This is a genomic window from Fluviispira sanaruensis, from assembly GCF_004295685.1.
GTDB lineage: Bacteria > Bdellovibrionota_B > Oligoflexia > Silvanigrellales > Silvanigrellaceae > Silvanigrella > Silvanigrella sanaruensis.
This window is the reverse complement of sequence record NZ_AP019368.1, coordinates 2,757,187-2,775,816: the sequence shown is the minus strand read 5'-3', so window position 1 is coordinate 2,775,816 and position 18,630 is coordinate 2,757,187. Positions and strand designations below refer to the sequence as shown.

The 18,630-nt window shown below is 33.8% G+C and carries 13 protein-coding genes; 4 read left to right on the top strand and 9 right to left on the bottom strand.

From position 1 onward, the window contains the following. Positions 1–11 precede the first annotated feature (11 nt). A complete protein-coding gene (locus EZS29_RS11690) occupies positions 12–1,646 on the bottom strand; it encodes a peptidase (protein ID WP_130610791.1) in 1,635 nt (544 codons plus the stop codon). A gap of 445 nt (positions 1,647–2,091) precedes the next feature. Here EZS29_RS11690 and EZS29_RS11685 point away from each other — a divergent pair, with 445 nt between their 5' ends. Further along, positions 2,092–3,336, top strand: coding sequence for an acetate kinase (locus EZS29_RS11685; RefSeq protein ID WP_130610789.1), 1,245 nt, complete (start codon positions 2,092–2,094; stop codon positions 3,334–3,336). 18 nt (positions 3,337–3,354) lie between these two features. Here the strand turns inward: EZS29_RS11685 and EZS29_RS11680 are convergent, their stop codons facing one another. The 5 genes from EZS29_RS11680 to EZS29_RS11660 form a co-directional block, all read right to left on the bottom strand. Further along, positions 3,355–3,861, bottom strand: a complete 507-nt coding sequence (locus EZS29_RS11680) for a hypothetical protein (protein ID WP_130610786.1) — start codon at positions 3,859–3,861, stop codon at positions 3,355–3,357. Positions 3,862–3,989: 128 nt separating this feature from the next. Beyond that, positions 3,990–4,931, bottom strand: a complete 942-nt coding sequence (locus EZS29_RS11675; RefSeq protein ID WP_130610783.1) for a phosphate acyltransferase — start codon at positions 4,929–4,931, stop codon at positions 3,990–3,992. A gap of 125 nt (positions 4,932–5,056) precedes the next feature. Then, on the bottom strand, positions 5,057–5,998 hold the full coding sequence (locus EZS29_RS11670; protein ID WP_130610780.1) for a hypothetical protein: 942 nt from the start codon (positions 5,996–5,998) through the stop codon (positions 5,057–5,059). A gap of 96 nt (positions 5,999–6,094) precedes the next feature. After that, entirely contained in the window at positions 6,095–7,465 is a 1,371-nt protein-coding gene (rsmB, locus tag EZS29_RS11665; RefSeq protein WP_130610777.1) for a 16S rRNA (cytosine(967)-C(5))-methyltransferase RsmB, read from the bottom strand. 33 nt (positions 7,466–7,498) lie between these two features. Further along, positions 7,499–8,812 carry a tetratricopeptide repeat protein gene (locus EZS29_RS11660; protein WP_130610774.1) on the bottom strand — a complete coding sequence of 438 codons (1,314 nt, stop codon included), beginning with the start codon at positions 8,810–8,812 and terminating at the stop codon, positions 7,499–7,501. Positions 8,813–9,152: 340 nt separating this feature from the next. Here EZS29_RS11660 and EZS29_RS11655 point away from each other — a divergent pair, with 340 nt between their 5' ends. After that, complete coding sequence (locus EZS29_RS11655) at positions 9,153–10,106, top strand: RNA-guided endonuclease InsQ/TnpB family protein (protein ID WP_342777863.1); 954 nt, start codon at positions 9,153–9,155, stop codon at positions 10,104–10,106. A gap of 90 nt (positions 10,107–10,196) precedes the next feature. Here the strand turns inward: EZS29_RS11655 and EZS29_RS11650 are convergent, their stop codons facing one another. After that, positions 10,197–11,381: an SGNH/GDSL hydrolase family protein gene (locus EZS29_RS11650; protein WP_130610768.1), complete on the bottom strand. Its 1,185-nt coding sequence runs from the start codon at positions 11,379–11,381 to the stop codon at positions 10,197–10,199. 553 nt (positions 11,382–11,934) lie between these two features. Beyond that, positions 11,935–13,086, bottom strand: coding sequence for an SGNH/GDSL hydrolase family protein (locus EZS29_RS11645; RefSeq protein ID WP_130610763.1), 1,152 nt, complete (start codon positions 13,084–13,086; stop codon positions 11,935–11,937). A gap of 612 nt (positions 13,087–13,698) precedes the next feature. Between EZS29_RS11645 and kdsB the strand changes: the two genes are divergently transcribed. Then, positions 13,699–14,544, top strand: coding sequence for a 3-deoxy-manno-octulosonate cytidylyltransferase (kdsB, locus tag EZS29_RS11640; RefSeq protein ID WP_130610760.1), 846 nt, complete (start codon positions 13,699–13,701; stop codon positions 14,542–14,544). A gap of 7 nt (positions 14,545–14,551) precedes the next feature. Further along, a complete protein-coding gene (locus tag EZS29_RS11635; RefSeq protein ID WP_130610757.1) occupies positions 14,552–17,713 on the top strand; it encodes a hypothetical protein in 3,162 nt (1,053 codons plus the stop codon). Here EZS29_RS11635 and rarD read toward each other — a convergent pair. Beyond that, complete coding sequence (rarD, locus tag EZS29_RS11630; protein ID WP_130610753.1) at positions 17,708–18,625, bottom strand: EamA family transporter RarD; 918 nt, start codon at positions 18,623–18,625, stop codon at positions 17,708–17,710. The genes EZS29_RS11635 and rarD overlap by 6 nt on opposite strands. Between the last annotated feature and the right edge of the window lie 5 nt (positions 18,626–18,630).

Here is an 18,630-nt window from a genome sequence, read left to right as displayed (position 1 = left end):
TTCCTTTTTAATTAATTACGATACCAAGAGTAGACTTTTGGTATACAAGGTTGTTGTGCGCAATTTTCGGGTGCTTGATTATTTACAACAGGGTAGGCGGACCAAGCATTTAAATTGTGCACAACGTTTTCAAGTGGAACTGAATATGCCTGAGCTGCTCTGGCGGAATAAGGTAACCATTCCTTCATTGGTGAACGTGGATTGTTGTTCCACCAGAAATTATGGTAGGCAAATTCTGCACCATAGTTTAATCCAGTTTTTGGAACCGTTCTCGAACTTACATCTTGTCCAGCAACAGGTGTCCACATAAAGTCAGGGTGAGCATTTTGATACCACTCACCTCCCGTTATTGTTCCATCTTGAGTGATTTCTAAATCATAATAATATTCAACGCGTGAAATACCATCTTGGCTTGGACTGTCAGAATTTGCCTTCGATGGAGATGTTTCTACCATATAATCGATAGAGGCTTTTACTCCAACAATATATGCAGATTTTCCAGAGCGATATTGAGCAAAAGCATCGGTTGTATAATCAGTATTTTTGATCATTACACTTTCAGCTTTATTACTTACTTGGCCAGTTAATACATTATAATATACATATTTATAGCCAAGGATAGGTTGATTCCAAACGGTGTAATCAAACGAAGCATCAAAAATAAAACTCCGTTTATTTATGCCAATTTGATTTACGAGAGCCAGGTGAAAGGCAGCGGGGTTTGAATCAAAACAATCCTGACTTACAATTCTGCCATTGGCATCTTTTGGAGGGTTTTTGTCATTGCATCTTTGTCCAGAGAATTTTGTATTCACATTTAAATTTGCCCAAAGTAAAGAATTAAGTGCTTTGATATCGGATGGTCTAAAAGTAATTTGTACTCCTTCAGTGTTTTGTACAGTCACACTTCGGGTGGGGCGTTTGTACATGTAAGAAACAGGAGCCCAACCGTGACAAATTCCTTCCCAACCTTCAGGGTTTCTTCCTCTGATTCCGCTGAGAACAGAATTCGTCAAAGAGAAGTTTTTGTCGCCCATCAATAAGTCATATTTTTCTGCAGGCGAAAGCATATCAATCCTGTTTTCTGCGATCAAGCTTGAAGCGGGGCGTTGCTTTAATACATAATTATCAAAATCTTTTATGTTACTTGATCTCGGCACATTTGGATCTGCATAGCGATATGTGATTGAACCCTGATAGAGAGGCCAATAACTGTCAGACCAAGGCGTGAATGGAAGCTGTGCTTGGGTAATATTTTTTGTATCGATGATATGAATGTTATTAATAAAGTTTTGTGGATAATCTACAAAACTGCGTGGATCTTCATAAGCAGGATAATCAGAATAAGGGATCACTAAGGAGTTCTCTGAGTTTGCTAGTTGTTTAGATATTATTTCGGAGCGCACTTGATCTTTTTTCTCAATGAAGTCTTTGCTTGTGATTTCTTTTTCAGAAAAACGAGAAATTTTGTTAACATTTTCTGATATTTTTATTTTCTCGGGAATTTTATCTAAAACGACACTTGGGTTTTCTTGAAACTCTTTTATAAAGTTTTTAATTTTTTCTTCATCATTTGCATATGAAGTGAGACTCATAGTCGCTAAAAGAGAAATAGGAATTAAATACAATTTATTTTTATTGAACATACATACCTCTATAATTAAATCTATTTAATATTTTATTTATAATGTTTTTATTAAAATTTAGCACAACAGAAATACCGGTATTCCTGCTGCGACCGTATAGGATATTGAAATCTCTGTCAAATTTGTAAAATTAAGGAGTTGTGATATGAAAGAAATTGGTTTTCTATCTGTTTAAAAAAATCTATTAATATGAAGGGGTTTAAAAAATTAAAAATTATTAATAAATTATTATCGAGAAAAATTTATTGATTTGCGCTTATTTAAAAGTTAAAAAATTTTTTTTACTAAAATATGTTTCTACTTATGTTAATTTTTTTCTATTAATCAATTTCTTTTTTTTAAAGAATAGGCATAATCATATTCTTCTGGGTTGATTTTTGTGGCATTTTAAGAATAGGACTCATTCCTAAGTTAACTGCATATGTCATGCAGGGAGGATTTTTGTATGAATATTTTAGTTATTAATAGTGGGAGCTCTTCCCTAAAGTTTCAAATCGTAGAAACAGATCAGGCACTTATTGATGTCTCCCAAGATAAAGTGAAAGTAAAAGGTTTGATCGATCGCATCGGCACACAATCCGTTGCGAAAATATCCGTCACAAATGGGATTGAAATCAAAGAAGCTGTGCCAATTCGTGATCACTCAGCTGCACTTGACTATATCTTTCGCAAAATCACATCTGGGACTTTAAATATTGAAGGTATTTCTTCAATTGCAGATATCAACGCAGTGGGACATCGCGTTGTGCATGGTGGAGAAAAATTTAGCAATTCTGTAATTGTAAATAAAAGTGTTTTAAAAGAAATTGAAGAATGTATTGATCTTGCCCCTTTGCACAACCCTGCGAACTTAAAAGGCATAGAAGCTACTCTCTCTTTATTTGGAGAAAAAGTTCCGCATGTTGTGGTTTTTGATACCGCTTTTCATTCCACAATTCCTGAAGTGAATTATTTATATGCTCTGCCTTATCAATATTATCGTCGTTATCGCATTCGTAAATACGGTTTTCATGGAATGTCTCACCGTTATGTGAGTTATCGCTATCGCACAATTTTAAATTTAGAGAGAGAAAAATTAAATGTGATCGTGGTTCATCTTGGCAATGGCTGTTCAGCTTGCGCCATTAAAGATGGAAAGTCATTTGACACCTCGATGGGTTTTACTCCTCTTGCAGGCCTTGTTATGGGGACAAGAGCGGGCGATATCGATGCTTCTATTATGGATTTTTTAGCTCACAAAGAAGGCGTTTCCCTATCTGATATAGACATTCTTTTAAATAAAGCTTCTGGTCTGTTAGGAATCTCAGGCTTAACGAACGACATGCGTGAATTGCTGGATGAGGAAAAAGAACATCATGATAGAAGAGCTACGCTTGCTATCAATATGTTCACGATGAGAATTAAGCATTATATAGGTGCCTATTTAACTGAAATGGGAGGTGCAGATGCTATTCTCTTTACGGGTGGTATTGGCGAAAACTCAGCTGAAATTCGCAGAAGAATATGTGATAATATGCAATTCCTTGGACTCGAAATCGATGAAAATCTGAATAAACAAAAGTGTTTTGGGGCAGAGGGAGAAATTTCTACCGCAGGATCAAAGTTAAAGGCTTGGGTAATTCCTACCAATGAAGAGCTGATGATAGCTCGCGACACATTCCGCTGTGTTATGAAAGTACCCTCGCCATAAATAGAAGGCCTGATTTTTTTAGTAATTGAGAGTTAAAGTTACATTTCCTGGCAAACGATAATGTGGTTTCATTTGTCCGCCTAAATTTGTACACATTGTGGCATTTCCTGGAGTATATATGTTAAAGGCTGGACCATATTTTAAACAAAAATATTGCATATCCCAACCAGGGTTCCAGTAAACCGATCCTCCTGTGCCACACTCTTCAGCGCGAAAATAAGATAGTGCATTTAAAGTTTTCGTTTCTCCATTTTCAAAAACGTACCAACCGCTTGCCACAACGGGATTAGCACTTATTGCTGTGACACATGCGCGGCGGTTTGAATGATTAATTATAGTTATACTATTACCTGCAGTAAATGGTCTTGCATCATTTTGTAGAATATGAGTGGGCAAGGCAGCTGGTTGGGCTGTAACATCTAAAAATGACTCATTTAACAAGAAATTTGGAGACTGTTCAGCGGTCGCAAAATTAGAAACGGAGAATAAAAGAGAAGCAGCAAGACATGATAAAAACTTATTCATATAAACCTCCTTTTGTTGTAAAAAGGAAATTATATTTTTGAAGCATTGATTTTGCACATTCCGACTGACAAAGAATTGACGGGATATTTTTGCTTAAAATTTTATAAGAAAAGGTTTTAAGGAGAAATTCAGCTTAAAGCTAAGGTTAAGATTGCCGCATGAACTATGTCCTCGGCAGATGCCCCGCGTGATAAATCAGAAAATGGTTTAGCAGAGCCAAGTAAAATAGGACCCCAAGCATCGGCTCCGCCAATTCTCTGAGTGATTTTATAACCAATATTTCCAGAATCTAAATCAGGAAAGATAAAGACATTGGTACGTCCTTGCACTTTGCCATTCGGATTTTTTTTCGCAGCTACTGCAGGAACAACCGCAGTGTCAAACTGTACTTCACCTTCGGCTAGAATATCAGGATGTTTTTCATGAAACAGTTGAAAGGCCTCGCGTACTTTTTGTACGTCAGGATGTTCGGCACTGCCTGTGGTTGAGAAACTGAGAAATGAGACGTTCGGCGTGCATCCGGACCAATTTGCAAAAGCCTCTTGCGATAAAAATGCGATGTCAGATAATTCTGTGCTTGAGGGTTGGGGGATCACCCCACAGTCCGAAAAGAGAACAAGACTTTCTCCGCCTGGAGTTGCTTTTGGCAGAGCTAAAAGAAAAGCACTGGTAATAACCTTGGTATTTTGTTTGAGACCGACTGTGTTGAGAGCCGCGCGGATTACGTGTGCTGTAGAATTTTGGCAGCCAGACACAACGGCGTCGACTTCACCACGAGCGAGCAGAGCTCCCCCTTCAAAGGTTGTGTCTATAGCCATTTTTTCCATGGCAGGCGAAAGTGTTTTTCCTTTTTTTTCAGCCATTTTGTTCATGATAATCAATGTGCTGTTTTTATTTTTTTCAGATTCTGTCGTATTTCCTAAAATACTTTTAATATTTAATTCTTTTTTTAATATTTCGGCGGCTTTAATAACTCTTTCATCTTGCCCTTCAGGTAATGAAATGGTTTTATTTTTTGAGCGCGTGTATAAATTGTCTCTTGCTGCTTGATTTAATGTTTGAAATAACAAATGACATCTCCTTTTAAAGCAATAATAAATAATTTTAATTAATTCATTTTTGAATGATTTAATTAAAATAAAATTCAATTTAACAAATTTTTAATCAGCCTTAAAGAGGAAGAAGAAAATATCATTTATTCTTCAACTTGAATAATATCGATCGCTTTTGCAGCTTGACCTTTTGGTTGGCGTTTACCAGCGAGGCGAACGACAACTCCCACATCGGTCAATTTACCTTGACAAATATAGACAGAAAGTAAATTTGCTCTTTGAATGATCATGTACATTCCGAGTCCTGCGCTCACTTGTTGCGTGCTCAAAGAATGTTGACCCGTTTGTCCTGTTTTAAAAATAAAATTAACATATTTATCCATTATTTCTGGATTGAGTCGACCAAAAATATCTTTCACAGAAATTGCTAATTCTTTACCATTAAAAGCCCATTCAAGCTGAACTTCTTCGCCTGGATCGAGATCGACCGGTGTCGTTCTTGGCTTCATGGCATGCTTGGGATTGGCATCCCAGATGGCATTCATTAACAACTCTTCTTGAATCTCAACTGCATATTGCGATAATGTAGGGTTTTTTGAGCCTGTCACGGGCGCAATTTCATCAAAAAATTTTTCGAGATCTTCAGCAAACTTAATTCTTTCTCTCGAGCTTTTTACCGTGAAATTTCTAATAATTGGCAGTTTCATCCCACTGGGATGTTCAATAGGATCTAAACTTATAAGTGACTTTACCCCAGTAGCTTCATTTAAATTTTTACTTTGCTTAATATTAAATTGACGAATAAGTGCTTTGCGCACTCTCTCTTCGAGAAAATCATTTTCATAAAAAATGATATAATGGTGAAAACCATCTAAATCTTTTGCACCTTTAAAATCAGGAATTCTTGATACATTTACCACGAGCATATTTACAGCTTTTTCTGATTTTTCTTTTTGGTCATCACTTAAAAATACGTCGCAGTCGTTTGGAGAAGTGACTAATTTAAAATCCTTCGCAATCATGCACTTAAGATCTTCTTTTATTTTTTCTTCTTTAATTGTTAAGTAAACTTTAAAATTCTTCAAAGAGAACTCCTCACTCTGTGACATCTTTCTTAGTTTCGATATTATTCTAAATTTTCTTAATAAATTTGATGTCAAAAATATGAGGAGGGAAATTAATTATTTTGTTTTTCTAAGAATAACGGCAAAAAAACCATCAATATCATCTGGGTTACCCGAGTAAATAAGAAGTTCTCCTTCGCGGGTAACATACTTTTTATAGAAATCATGAATTCTATCGTAAGGATTTATTTTCTCGAATTCAGGATGTTGATTTAGGAAATTGTTAATTTGCTCTGTTGTCTCTTCGCTTTCAAAACTGCAGACCACATAAATCAATTCACCATTTACTTCCACATTTTCAGCTAGAGAGTTGAGCAAACGAGATTGTTCGAGTGCGCAGTTCTGAATATCATTGGGTGAACGGAGCCATTTGATTTCAGGATGTCTACGAATGACACCCATTGCGGAACAGGGTGCATCGAGTAATATCTTTTTGAATTTATTCCCTTTAACTTGTTCGACTACATCGCCGTGTAAAATACATACATTATTTAATTTAACTCTTTCAAAGTTTTCACGTAGTATTTTTAGTCTTTTTTGGGCAAAATCACAGACGGTTAAATTTTCAGGTTCAAGACCACTGTCCCATAGATAAATAGATTTCCCACCAGGCGCTGCGCAAGCATCAAGGCAAGTATCTGTTGGGGAAATGTCTACTAAGCTTGCAGCAAGCTGTGCAGCCTCGTCTTGTACAATGTAGCAACCACTTTTAAAGGCTTCGCATTTATCGAACTTGGGTAAAGATTCAATTCTGAGTGAACCGGGCAATGGACGCCATGTGCTTTCAATAGAATGGGTTTTTAATAAATATGTTGCAAGATCTTTTTCATCTTCTGGCAAAGGATTTCTTTTAATAATTTTTAAAGTATTCTTTGGAATTCTATTACTATTAGATAATAAATGCTCAAATCTTTCTAAAGAAAGTTGATTATACCAGCGTTCAACCATCCAAGCAGGAAAGGAATGATGCATAGAATAATATTCAACTGCTTGCTTAACTTTATCAGGTTTAGGGAAATATTCAGATTTTCTCGCAACGCGGCGTAATATAGCATTGACGAGTGAAGCTGCATTGGGTACGCCAACTTGCTTAATTGCTTCAACAGTCTCTGAAACAGCTGCGCGCTCAGGCACTCTGTCCATGTAATAGATTTGATATGTGCCGACCCGCAAGGCATTGGCTACTCGTGGATCGAGGCTTGAAAAGGGTCTGTCAATCATATGTGACATAATCCAATCCATTTTTGCTAGCCATCTTAAAGAGCCAAAAACCATTTCATAAATGAAAGCTTTGTCTAAGGGACGCAATGTAGGTTGACTCGCGAAGAGTTTATCAAGAGCTACGTCAGTGTGAATGTTGCGGGTTAGAACATGAGTCAAGGCATCGATGGCAATTGCTCGCGTCAGCGTGCCAGAGCGAGTGGACATATTTGTGCTCCAAAAATGAATAAACTTGTTTTGTTATATCCGTACTTTACTTCTAGTTAGGTCAGGATAAATCATGGGTCTGAGTGTTTCTTCTGTGTCACAATTTGTGCATTTCCAGACAAACGTTGGAAAAAAAGCATTACATTTTTCACATTGGTGAGAAGTGTAGCCAATTTGCGCAGCTTTACTTTGAGTTGTTATATATTCAAAGCTCTCGTTGTTATCAACAAGTATAGCAACCACATCGCATAAAAACTTGCTTTTATTCAGCTCAGGTGTTTCCTGTATCAAAAGAGTTGCATGAAAGATAGATGCCCAAAGGCTTTTTTGTATATTTTCATCAAATTTTTCTGGTCTAAAGGTTTGTAAAAACTCTTTTTGAAGAATGGCATAATTTTCTGTTATTCCCTGCTGAGCGCTCATTTTATTAAGAATTTTTGAAAGAAATGGGGCAGATGCGACATGTGAAGCCGTTGTTGATTTAAAAATATGGAGAAGGGCATCGAGGTCAGTTGCCAGTGCAGTCCACATTAATTTAGGATCATTGTCGATGCGTTGCCAAAGTTCTTGGCTGGTTGCTTGCCATAAAAGGATCAGAGCCCTCCCTGATGTTCTTTCCCATCCAATGGCTCTGCGGGCAAGTTCTTGAGCTTGATTCAAATTCTTTTTTTCAAAATAAATCTCACCAATTTTACAGAGTGCATGTGCAATAGACAAACGCAAACCCTTATCTGGTGAGCCTTTGTAAATATTGAGAGCAGAATTCAATTTTTCTGGAAAGTAGCCTTTTGCGCAGATATTTAATATATGGATAAGTATTTCAGAGTTCTTCGGTTTTCTATAAAAAAGCTCTATTGCAGTGTCAAAGGCACGCATGTAGAGACCTATGGATGCATAAACTTGCGAGAGTTCAAATAAGGCACGATTGGTTTCAATTTTTGATACATTTTCATTAGTTAAAATATCAATATACAATTGAATTGCTGTACGCGCATTGCCTATTTGAAAATAATTGCGCGCAAGAACGAAGGACTGAGCAATGAGAATTTTCTCGCTGATATTAATATTTAATGGATTAGATTCATTTTCACTGGATTGAGCTTCAACTTGTTCCGACTCATCACGCATTATTTTAAGAGTGACATCGAGCTTTTGCTCCAATTTTTCGCTCTGCGGTGCTGAATATGCATTTTTGCGAAAGCGCCTTCTAAAAGTTCTCCAGAGAGAAGGAAAAAGGATTCCAAGCACAATTCCTACTGAAAGTCCTGCTCCTAAAAAAAAGCTTGCCTCAAATGTATCCCACACAGGCATCCCTTCGGTGCTTATGGTGGCAATTTGTCTTGGCACTTTAGTCTCCTTTTTGCACTCTAATGAGTTTAGCACAACATTTGTTTTAGCGAATCTTGTGCCGGGATCTTTCATAAGAATATTGAATACTCGATTTATCTATGAAAATAAAGTTCAATGAGAACAATTTTTATTTTTTAATGATTGATGTATTTACTCTTCTCTCCATCAATAAAATCTAATTAAAAATGATATTCTAAATAGTAACTATGATAATTATTTAGTATTTATTAACAGCATGTTGGATAACAACTCAGTTATTATCACGGCGGGAACGGCAGTTTCTTTATTTTTGCTTGATCATTCAAAAATATACTGATAATAATGCAAAAGTCAGCTAATTCTCATTTGGATTCTTGATACTTTTCAAGCAAAAAAAGTAACAAGAAAACAAAAAACACGTGGCGGTACTTTTCGCATTTCTGGAGTGGGCAAAATTCAAATTCGAGGAATGTCAAGAAATGGTGGAACCCCAAAAACAATGGAAGTTCTTAAAAAAGGTGAAGACTGGATTATTTCTGTAACATATCAATGTGTAGCAGAAAGAAATTCTGGTGAACATATCCATGCATTTGACTGGGGAGTAACAACTTTTTTAACCATAACAAATGAAGCGCAGCAAATAAGTGTAGTAGAAAACCCTCGTTTCTTAAGAACAGCATCAGAAAAAATTGAAAAAGTTCAACAAAAACTTTCAAGAAAAAAATTAAGATCAAACAATAGAAAAAAAGTCAAAATTAGCCTTTCTCGTATTCATAAAAAAGTAGCAAATAAATGCCTTGATTTCATGCATAAAACTTCTTGTAAAATTGTGGAAAGCTCAAAAAGAATTATCACTGAAAAACTGGCAATTAAAAATATAACAAAAGTACCTAAGGCAAAAATTGATGAATTTACAGGGGCGTATCTTCCAAATGGTGCTGCAAGAAAGGCTGGTTTAAATAAAAGTATTTTAGATACTTCTCCGTCTCAATTCCTTCAAATGGTTCGTGTGAAAGCGGAAGAAGCTGCGTATGAATTAGAAGAATTAGAGACAAAAAAGTTAAAGCCAAGCCAAAGATGCGCGTCATGTTCAGATATTGTTAAAAAAAATTTATCGCAACGAATCCACAAATGTCATTGTGGATTTTCAATATCTCGTGATGTAAATAGTGCACTTGTTATGCTTAAATTTGAGCTTGGTTCTTTAAAAATAGACGAAAAAATTGAAACAAGATGCCGGGGACCGGCTCTGTGTACAGGAACGCTGTCAGGCGTTCTGAATCACGAAACTCCATCCATAATTACACAGTAATTTGGTTGGAGCAGTTCATTCAAGCAAAATGGTCGATTTCGTGAAGCTCTATATATTGATATCAGTGACGTTTGCTCTCAGTTTTCTTAATCAATTTTTTTTTGTACTGTTTTCTAATAATAATTCATACATTTTATTTCCAAGTTTTTCCTGCCCCCAACTTGTAGGATGAACAGAATCAAAAAAGAAATGATTGTTAATCGTTTGAGCAGAACATCCATTAATATAAACAAAGGGCAATTTTCCAGATCTAATAGTATTAAGTAATACAGAAAAATCAACACTGTTAATCATAGAATCTGAAATATTTGTTGTACAAGGAGATAAGAAATTCATACCTTTCTTAGAAGATTCTTTTTTTAAATCATCAAATACTTGATATAAATCAATATAGGTAATATTTGCATCGCCATAATTTACTTTAAAATCTGTAATTTTTGCATTTAATTTAAAATTAAAATCTTTTGAATAATATTCCGCAATAGGTTTTAAATTGGGGTTAATTAAAGGAAGTAATGCAATATTTGGAACATTAGAAATAATAAAGTTTCTTGCTCCGCCATTGTATAGCGATAGCAAAGATTTTTCAATCTCTAAAACAGCACTATCTATTATTAAATTATCAGAATTAAATGTAGCAGAAATAATATCATTTGCACCTATCATTATGAGAAACAAATCATTTCCCAAATCACGATCACCTTTTTCAGCTAATAATGCACTCAGCTGTTGATTTAAAGCGAATTTATTCAATAAAAGCGTATCAACCAAATCTTTCCCAATAGCTGCTTTCGCCCCAGAGAATGCATAATTAGTTCCTATTTGTGAACTTCCCTTGAAATTTACAAATCCAAAGAGTGACAAATCATTTACTTTCCATGCAGGAGTTAATTCCAAACTCATTTTTTCAGCCAAAATTTCTGCGGCAACCTTCCCGTTCGTAAAGGATCTAGTCATATAGGCAGGAGTATCAAAAGAAATTTCTTTAGGAAGGTTAGAGCAAGTATTCGATAGAAAACCTGAATTTAATAAACTTGAGATTGTAGGGTCTAAACTTAAAAAAGGTAAGAAAAAAGGATTTAAATTTCTTAAGTTATCATCATTACAATTATTTAAATATTTTGTGATTGCTCCAGTGGCTGCTCCAGTATCAGATAGGCTATCTCCCAAGACATATAATCTTTCAAAATTAATATTGTTTTCAGAGTTTTTTCCATTGGAGTATGATGTGCATGTAATTGACAAAAAAACTATCGCAGTAATTATTTTTTTCACTTAAATTCCTTTTAAAAAATAAATTTTAAATTATCATTCGATCTATCAGTTGCTATGATAGGAGCTAAATTCTATAATACTTGTTTAATAAAAATGTCTATACTATTTTTGATAAAATATAAGCTAAAGGTAAAGTTTTTTTGAATAATTTAAGATGATTATTGTAATATAAGTTATTATTTTTATTGTTATAAATATTAAATTTATCAATTTTAATTAATAATTATTTGCTTTATAAATTGCAATTGAAGATTTTTATTCATCTAATTGCTTAATTATCAAACAGAAAAATCTCTTGCATGGCATATCTCTATCTATTTTACATTAAAGAATAAATTGAGGAACTATGATTTATCTGCTTGTTATTATAAATTAGCTTGGCGAAGAATTTATTTAGTACAAATCCTGCTCCTAGAATGATTTGAAAAAATCTTATATGATGTCTATCAAAGCATTCTTTATATATAATGCTATTTACCTTAAAGTTCTCAACGATCCAGAAATGTTGCGTTCTTTTAAAAAATAAGCATCATTTTCTCTCATTTTTCTAAAACTATTCTTTGGTTCTGTTTTCTAATAATAATTCATACATTTTATTTCCAAGCTTTTCGTGTCCCCAACTTGAAGGATGAACAGAATCAAAAAAGAAGTGATTGTTAATCGTTTGAGCAGAACAGCCATTTATATATTCAAAGGGTAGTTTTCCATTATTCATAATACTAAGTAATAAAGAAAAATCGATATTGGTAATCATACTTTCTGAAATATTTGTTGTACAATGGGTTGAGAAATCCATGTCGCTTTGAAAAAATTCTTGTTTTAAATCATCAAATAATTTATATAAATCAATATAAATAATATTTGAATTACCATAATTTATTTTAAAATCGGTGATTTTTGCATTTAATTTATAATTAAAATCAATTGATAGTTGTTCAGCTCTATGCTTTAAATCGGATTTAATTAAAGGAAGTGAAGCAATATTTGGAACATTCGTAATAATAAAGTTTCTAGCGCCTTCGTTGTAAAGTGATAGCAACGATTTTTCGATTTCAATAACTGCATTGTCTATTATTAAATTATTAGAATTAATTGTTGCAGAAATAATATCATTTGCGCCTATCATAATGAGAAATAAATCATTTCTCATATCATGATCACCTTTTCCTGCTAATAAAGCACTCACTTGCTGATTTAAAGTGAAGTTGTTCATTAAAAGAATATCAGCCATATCATTCCCAATGGCTGCTTTCGCCCCAGATACAGCATAGTTGGTACCTAATTGTGTACTACCTTTGAAATTTACATAACCAAAGAGTGATAAATCATTCACTCTCCATGCAGGTGAGAGATCCAATTGCATTTTTTCAGCCAAAATTTCTGCGGCAACCTTCCCGTTAGTAAAGGATCTCCCTAAATATGCAGGAGAATGAAAAGAAATTTTCTCAGGAAGTTTAGAACAGATATCTATTAGAAATCCTAAATTTAGCATATTCAAAATAAAAGGATTTAAACTTTTTAAGTTATCATCATTACAATTACGTATATATTTTGTTATTGCGCCAGTGGATGCTCCTGTATCTGAAAGGCTATCTCCCAAGACATATAATCTATTAAAATTGACATTGTTTTCAGGGTTTTTTTCATTAGAATAAGATGTGCATGTAATAGACAAAAAAGCTATCGATAATATTATTTTTTTCACTTAAATTCCTTTTATAGAGAAAATTTTAAATTATTATTCATACATTCAGATACTATGATAGGGCCCTAATACTAATATACTTTTATTGAATAAAATGTCTAGGCTATTTTTAATAAATTATTATTAAATTAATGATTAAGTGGAATTTTTTTTTTAATAATAATTTAAGTTGAAATTTATATTTGGAATAGTTATTTTAAGTTTAATAAAGTTTTAAATAAATAATTAATTTTTAGGGGATATTATTGAAGTCAGGTTTAATAATATTTAAAATAGTTATTTGTAGAATAAATAAATATTGAAGTGGATGAAATTTTTATTTATCTAGAAAACTAGAGTCTAGGCAGAAATCCTCACACTTGTCCTAATATGCTGTTTATTGAAAATAGTTAAAAAAAACAGAATTTTATAGATACATTTGTTTGTTATTTTTAGATGGGAGTCTTAGGTAAATATGTTCGTAAAAAAATAAGCATCACTCTATGCCTAAAATTTAAATAAAAATAATGTTATGGTGCTCTTCGCTGTGAATGAATTTTTTTCATTTATATACTTGCAAAATACCATATTTTATTGCAGATTCATGGAATTCTTATCTTAGAAAGGAAAGTGATGATAGATTTAACGGACAAAATTAATGTTTTTATTGTCATTCCTGCTCGTTTTGCTTCAACCCGCCTTCCGGGAAAACCTTTGTTAAATATTGGCAAGCGTACAATGATTTCCCGTGTGACGGAGCGGGCGCAACGTTTGGCAAAGCTTTTGAGCGAAAATAAAAATGTAAAAAATGTTAATTTGGTCGTTGCGACCGACCACGACGAAATTTTTGCTGAAGTGCATAAATTAAATGCAATGACTGTTATGACGGATAGCAATTTAAAAAATGGCACCGAAAGAGTTTTTTCAGCTCTTAAAGAAGTACAAAAAAAATTACCAATTAAGAATCAAGATATTGTTTTAAACATACAAGGGGACGAACCCTTCTTTTCCCTTGAAGATGTTTATAATCTGGTTGAAAAAATGTTAAATCAACAAGAAATTCCGCTGGGTACTTTAGCTTTTCGTCGGACAAATTCCAAAATGTTTTTTGAAAGCTCCATTGTTAAAGTGATCTGTGATAATAAGCAAAATGCACTTTATTTTTCCCGCGCGCCTATTCCCTATCCCAAAGATATTTTAGGTGCATCAGGGATAGATTGGCTTGAAAAAGCACAAAATGTTCAGCAAGAGATTTCTTTTTTACACCATGTGGGGGTTTATTCTTTTCGCTATCAAGCATTGTGTGATTATATGACACTTGTGCACTCATCACTAGAACAACATGAAAGTCTTGAGCAACTTCGTGCCTTGGAAGCTGGCTGGAAAATACTCGTAAGCGAAGCTCTGACTGAGCCATTTGGCATTGATACCGAGGACGATCTCAAACAAGCACAATTAATAGCGCAACAATACGATTGAAAAAAATATGAAAAATAACTCTTTTTTTTTAATTTTCTCTATATTTATTTCCTTTTTTTCTGTTAATTCTTATTCTGTTCCAACGAGTTTTTTAAAATCTGACTCAGGAAATATGCACGACGTACAGTGGAATCGACTCGAAAATAATCTCTTTTCTATTTATTACGATGAAAATGCTAAATACATGGGGGAATATAGCCTAAAATCTTTGCAATATTCTTACCCGTATTTGGCGCTTTTGCTTGGTGTAAGAATACAAAGTGATGCTATGCCATTGTTAAATTCACAAAAAGATCGCTTCTTAATTTCAGAATTTGATAAAATACCTGTTGTGTTAGGTGGACGTTTAGAGGGAGCGGGCTTCGCCAATCCTGTCACAATGAGCATTGAAGCGCAGATGATCCATGCGCGCAGCGCCGCTTTCTTTCAACATGAACTCGTGCATAGACTTATGTATGAACACAACGATTTTAATATTGGCCCACTCGCTCGGGTTTTCAGTCTTGCCATGTTTCCAACTTGGTGGATTGAGGGATTGGCAGAGCATTTAACCGAAAGTGTTGGTAGCACAGAAACCGATGCCATTTCCCGCAGTATGGCGTTGCAAAACAATTGGCCTACCTGGGAGAGCATGCACGCTCTTTACAATGCCGATGGTGATACAAATTTACGCGGTTATGTGGCGTCAGGACGTTTTTTGCGTTGGATATTCGAAAAAGTAACAGAAAAAGATTTATATAAAATTCATGCAGAAATTTCTAGAGAAACAATTATACCTCCTTTTTACGATGCAACCGACTTATGGTTGTATAAGACTTTAGGTAAAAATAGCGAAATTTTATATGAAGATTTTAAAGCTGAGCAAAAAAAAGAATGGGAAAATTATCTTGAAAAAATGCCTTCGCTGATAAACTCTTCCTTTCTTTCCACCGATGAAAATTTTTATTTTCCAGCAACTGTGCTTAATAATAAAATGATTTTTTCGAACTTAACGGCAGAAAAATCGCCAAAAAATAGCTCTTTGCAAGTCTATGATTTTAATATTCAGAAATCATTAAGACTGCCATTAAGCGTTTCTGGTTCAATTTTATTTGCACTCAGTGAAGGTAAAGATGGTATTTTATTAACTGCTGAGCAGAAAGATTTTCCGAATGGATCTTTTGGACATAAACTGCGCATTATTAAATTCAAAGGAGATATTGCGCAAATAAAAGATGAAAGTATTGAAAGTGAAGTCATTCGAGAATTTTCCACCCAAGAAAATCCTTTTGTGATCGATGAAATTAAAAGTTTTGGCAACGGTGAGTTTTATTTCAGTGCAAGTTTAAATGGCAATCAATCCATTTATTTTTACAATGCTTTAAACGATGAATTAAAATTTATTAAGAAATTTAATTTTCCCAATTATGCTCGTTTTTTGTCTTCAAATTTAAAAGAAAATAATGAGAAAAAATGCCTTATTTATATTTTAAATAAAGATAGTAATAAAACATCTTTGCAGAAACTATGTGAAAATCTCTCTGAGACTGAAATATTAAGTGACAATAAATTCTTTATAAAAGAAGGTTATGTTTTAAAAAATGGTAACTATCGCTTGCTGGTAGATTGGAATAGAGTGCTGAGTTTAATCGAACTCAGTCCAGGACAAAAAATAACTACGATTGCAGCATTTTCTGAGTGGGTACAAGGTTTGATTCCCTGGAATGAAGATAATAATGAATATCTCGGTGCATGGATTTATAAAGACCAGAAATATCATTTTAGTAAAATAGATTTGAAAAAATTAAAAACAGAATACACTGCTTGGCAAAGTGAATTATTGTCAAATTCACCATTTGCAAGTCATTATCAGTTTAAAAAATATATTCCTCCCTTTCAAGCGATATACGATCAGAAAAAATACAGTCTGCTAGGGGAGGATGTGCATTTATATGACGGTTACATTAATAAAAATAATGAAAGTATTGCACGAATTGATCTGAGCAACCCAAAAGAACAAACAAACTATACAAAAGAAAGTGCTTCTTATCGGAACAATTTTTTATTTGCATATCCATATATTCAACCTGACTTCGTGGGAGGCCCAAGTGTTGGGCTCGTAGCAGTTCCATTTATCGATGAAATGGAACGTTACCGTATACAAGTATTTGGTGGATATAATTTCTTTATTGATGCCCCCAGTGGAGCAGTGACATATATAAATAATAGAATATTCGATGCATTTTCGCTTTCCCTTTTTTCCAGTCCTCTTTTTAATGGATATTATGATCTCAAAAACAATAAGGTAGGTCAGCCAGCTACGGAAACTCGTTACTTTAATTATCTACAACAAAATGGTTTGTTGTTTAATTTTGCCTTTAAATTTCTTCCGCCCACAATTACGTGGCAAAATGCTCTCATGTTTTCAAATATAAAACCATACAGTGCATTGAGAGTGGCTCCAACTACCGTAGGGGCGCAAACGACAAATCTTATTTCAGCTACAACAACTCTTTCTGTAAACTTATTTAAAGCAGGATTTTATTTAGAGAAAGTTGAAAAACCTCATGGGCAATGGTTGATTTGGAACTCAAATCTCAAACTTGGTTTTGGTAAATTTAATAGCATAGGGGGCGCGCAGGATTCAGCGGGAGAAAGTGTCGGTGATTTAGATTATTTTAATGTCAATGCCTCCCTGGGGACGTCCGTTTCTTTATACAATCAAAATATTTCAATTCTCGCTTCACTTTCAACGACCCAAGGGAATAATACATTTAATTTAAATGAAGTTTATTCACCTTTTCAAGGTTATATTTTAGGCGAAAATGTTTCACTCAGTTATATTAGTTTTCCTCTCTTTGGCAGTGGTTCTTTGTTAGATTTAAGGGCAGGATATTGGAGTTACTCAGGTACGTTAACTTATGATTTCCCTCTCAACAATAACTTCGAATCGAAATTTCTAATGGCTTATATAAATAATTGGCGAGGATTTATTGCCTTAAAAGAAGGCGGAGTGTCTGATACGCCAGACTTTAGTACAGTTAATTCTATCACCAGTGTTGGGATAGGTTCTGGTTTGACTGTCGATATAAAAGGTTTTCAAATATTTCCATCCCTTATTTATGGATATGGTTTTGCTGAGAAGAGTTGGTATGTCTTAACGCAAGTGAAATTCATGGATATTTTATGACTTTATTTGAATTTTTTTGTTAAAATAGATTTGATAAACATTATGAATAATATAGAGCGAAAGAGCGAACCAAACGAGCGAAAAGCTAATAATTTTTTCTACACTTGCTTTTTCATTGTATACAAATATTGCAATTAAGAGTTGACTGGTTGGGGAAATATATTGAAAAAATCCAACACTCGAGAGCGGTAAATATTTGCTACCAGCAACAAAGAGAAGCAGTGGCAATGCTGTTACAACGCCGCTAAATATAAGTATCAAACTTGTATTTACAGAGCTCAAAAAAACCATATTTTGGTTTAAGTAAATATATACTAAATAGCCAAATGCAAATGGAAATAAATATAAAGTTTCTATACTCAAACCAATTTCAGAATTGACTTCAATTTTTTTTCTAATCAGACTGTAAATACCAAAAGTTAATGCCAAGCTCATACTGATCCAAGGGCCGACACCAAAAAATTGGGCAGAGGAAAACTGCACGAAAAGGGCTACAATTGTTATACTTAGAGAAATTTTTTGCATGAAATTTAAATTTTCTTTTAAAAAAAGAACTCCAAGCAATATATTTAGCAACGGAGTTAAAAAATATCCGAGACTGGCTTCCATGAGATAGTTATGCAGTATTGCCCAAATATAAATAAGCCAATTTGAAGAAATCAGAATTGCTGTTAATATTAAATAATATCTATATTTTTTATTTTTTAAGCATTCAAATATTTGCATAAATTGTTTTTGTATCAATAATATTCCAATCAGAAAAAATAAAGACCAAACTGCTCTGTGGGCAAGAATTTCGAGTGGACTAACCTCAATTAATGTTTTGAAATAGAGTGGAATCAATCCCCAAATTGAAAATGCTAAAATTATGAGACATAGACCTAATTTTCTATTTGATTGTGAGTTTTCCATGCGTA

Excerpts from the sequence above, each read along its gene's own strand:
- rsmB (WP_130610777.1), bottom strand. The coding sequence starts at position 7,465 with ATGTCCACTCGCTCTGGCACGCTGACGCGAGCAATTGCCATCGATGCC.
- EZS29_RS11685 (WP_130610789.1), top strand. The coding sequence starts at position 2,092 with ATGAATATTTTAGTTATTAATAGTGGGAGCTCTTCCCTAAAGTTTCAA.
- EZS29_RS11680 (WP_130610786.1), bottom strand. The coding sequence starts at position 3,861 with ATGAATAAGTTTTTATCATGTCTTGCTGCTTCTCTTTTATTCTCCGTT.
- rarD (WP_130610753.1), bottom strand. The coding sequence starts at position 18,625 with ATGGAAAACTCACAATCAAATAGAAAATTAGGTCTATGTCTCATAATT.
- kdsB (WP_130610760.1), top strand. The coding sequence starts at position 13,699 with ATGATAGATTTAACGGACAAAATTAATGTTTTTATTGTCATTCCTGCT.
- EZS29_RS11690 (WP_130610791.1), bottom strand. The coding sequence starts at position 1,646 with ATGTTCAATAAAAATAAATTGTATTTAATTCCTATTTCTCTTTTAGCG.
- EZS29_RS11635 (WP_130610757.1), top strand. The coding sequence starts at position 14,552 with ATGAAAAATAACTCTTTTTTTTTAATTTTCTCTATATTTATTTCCTTT.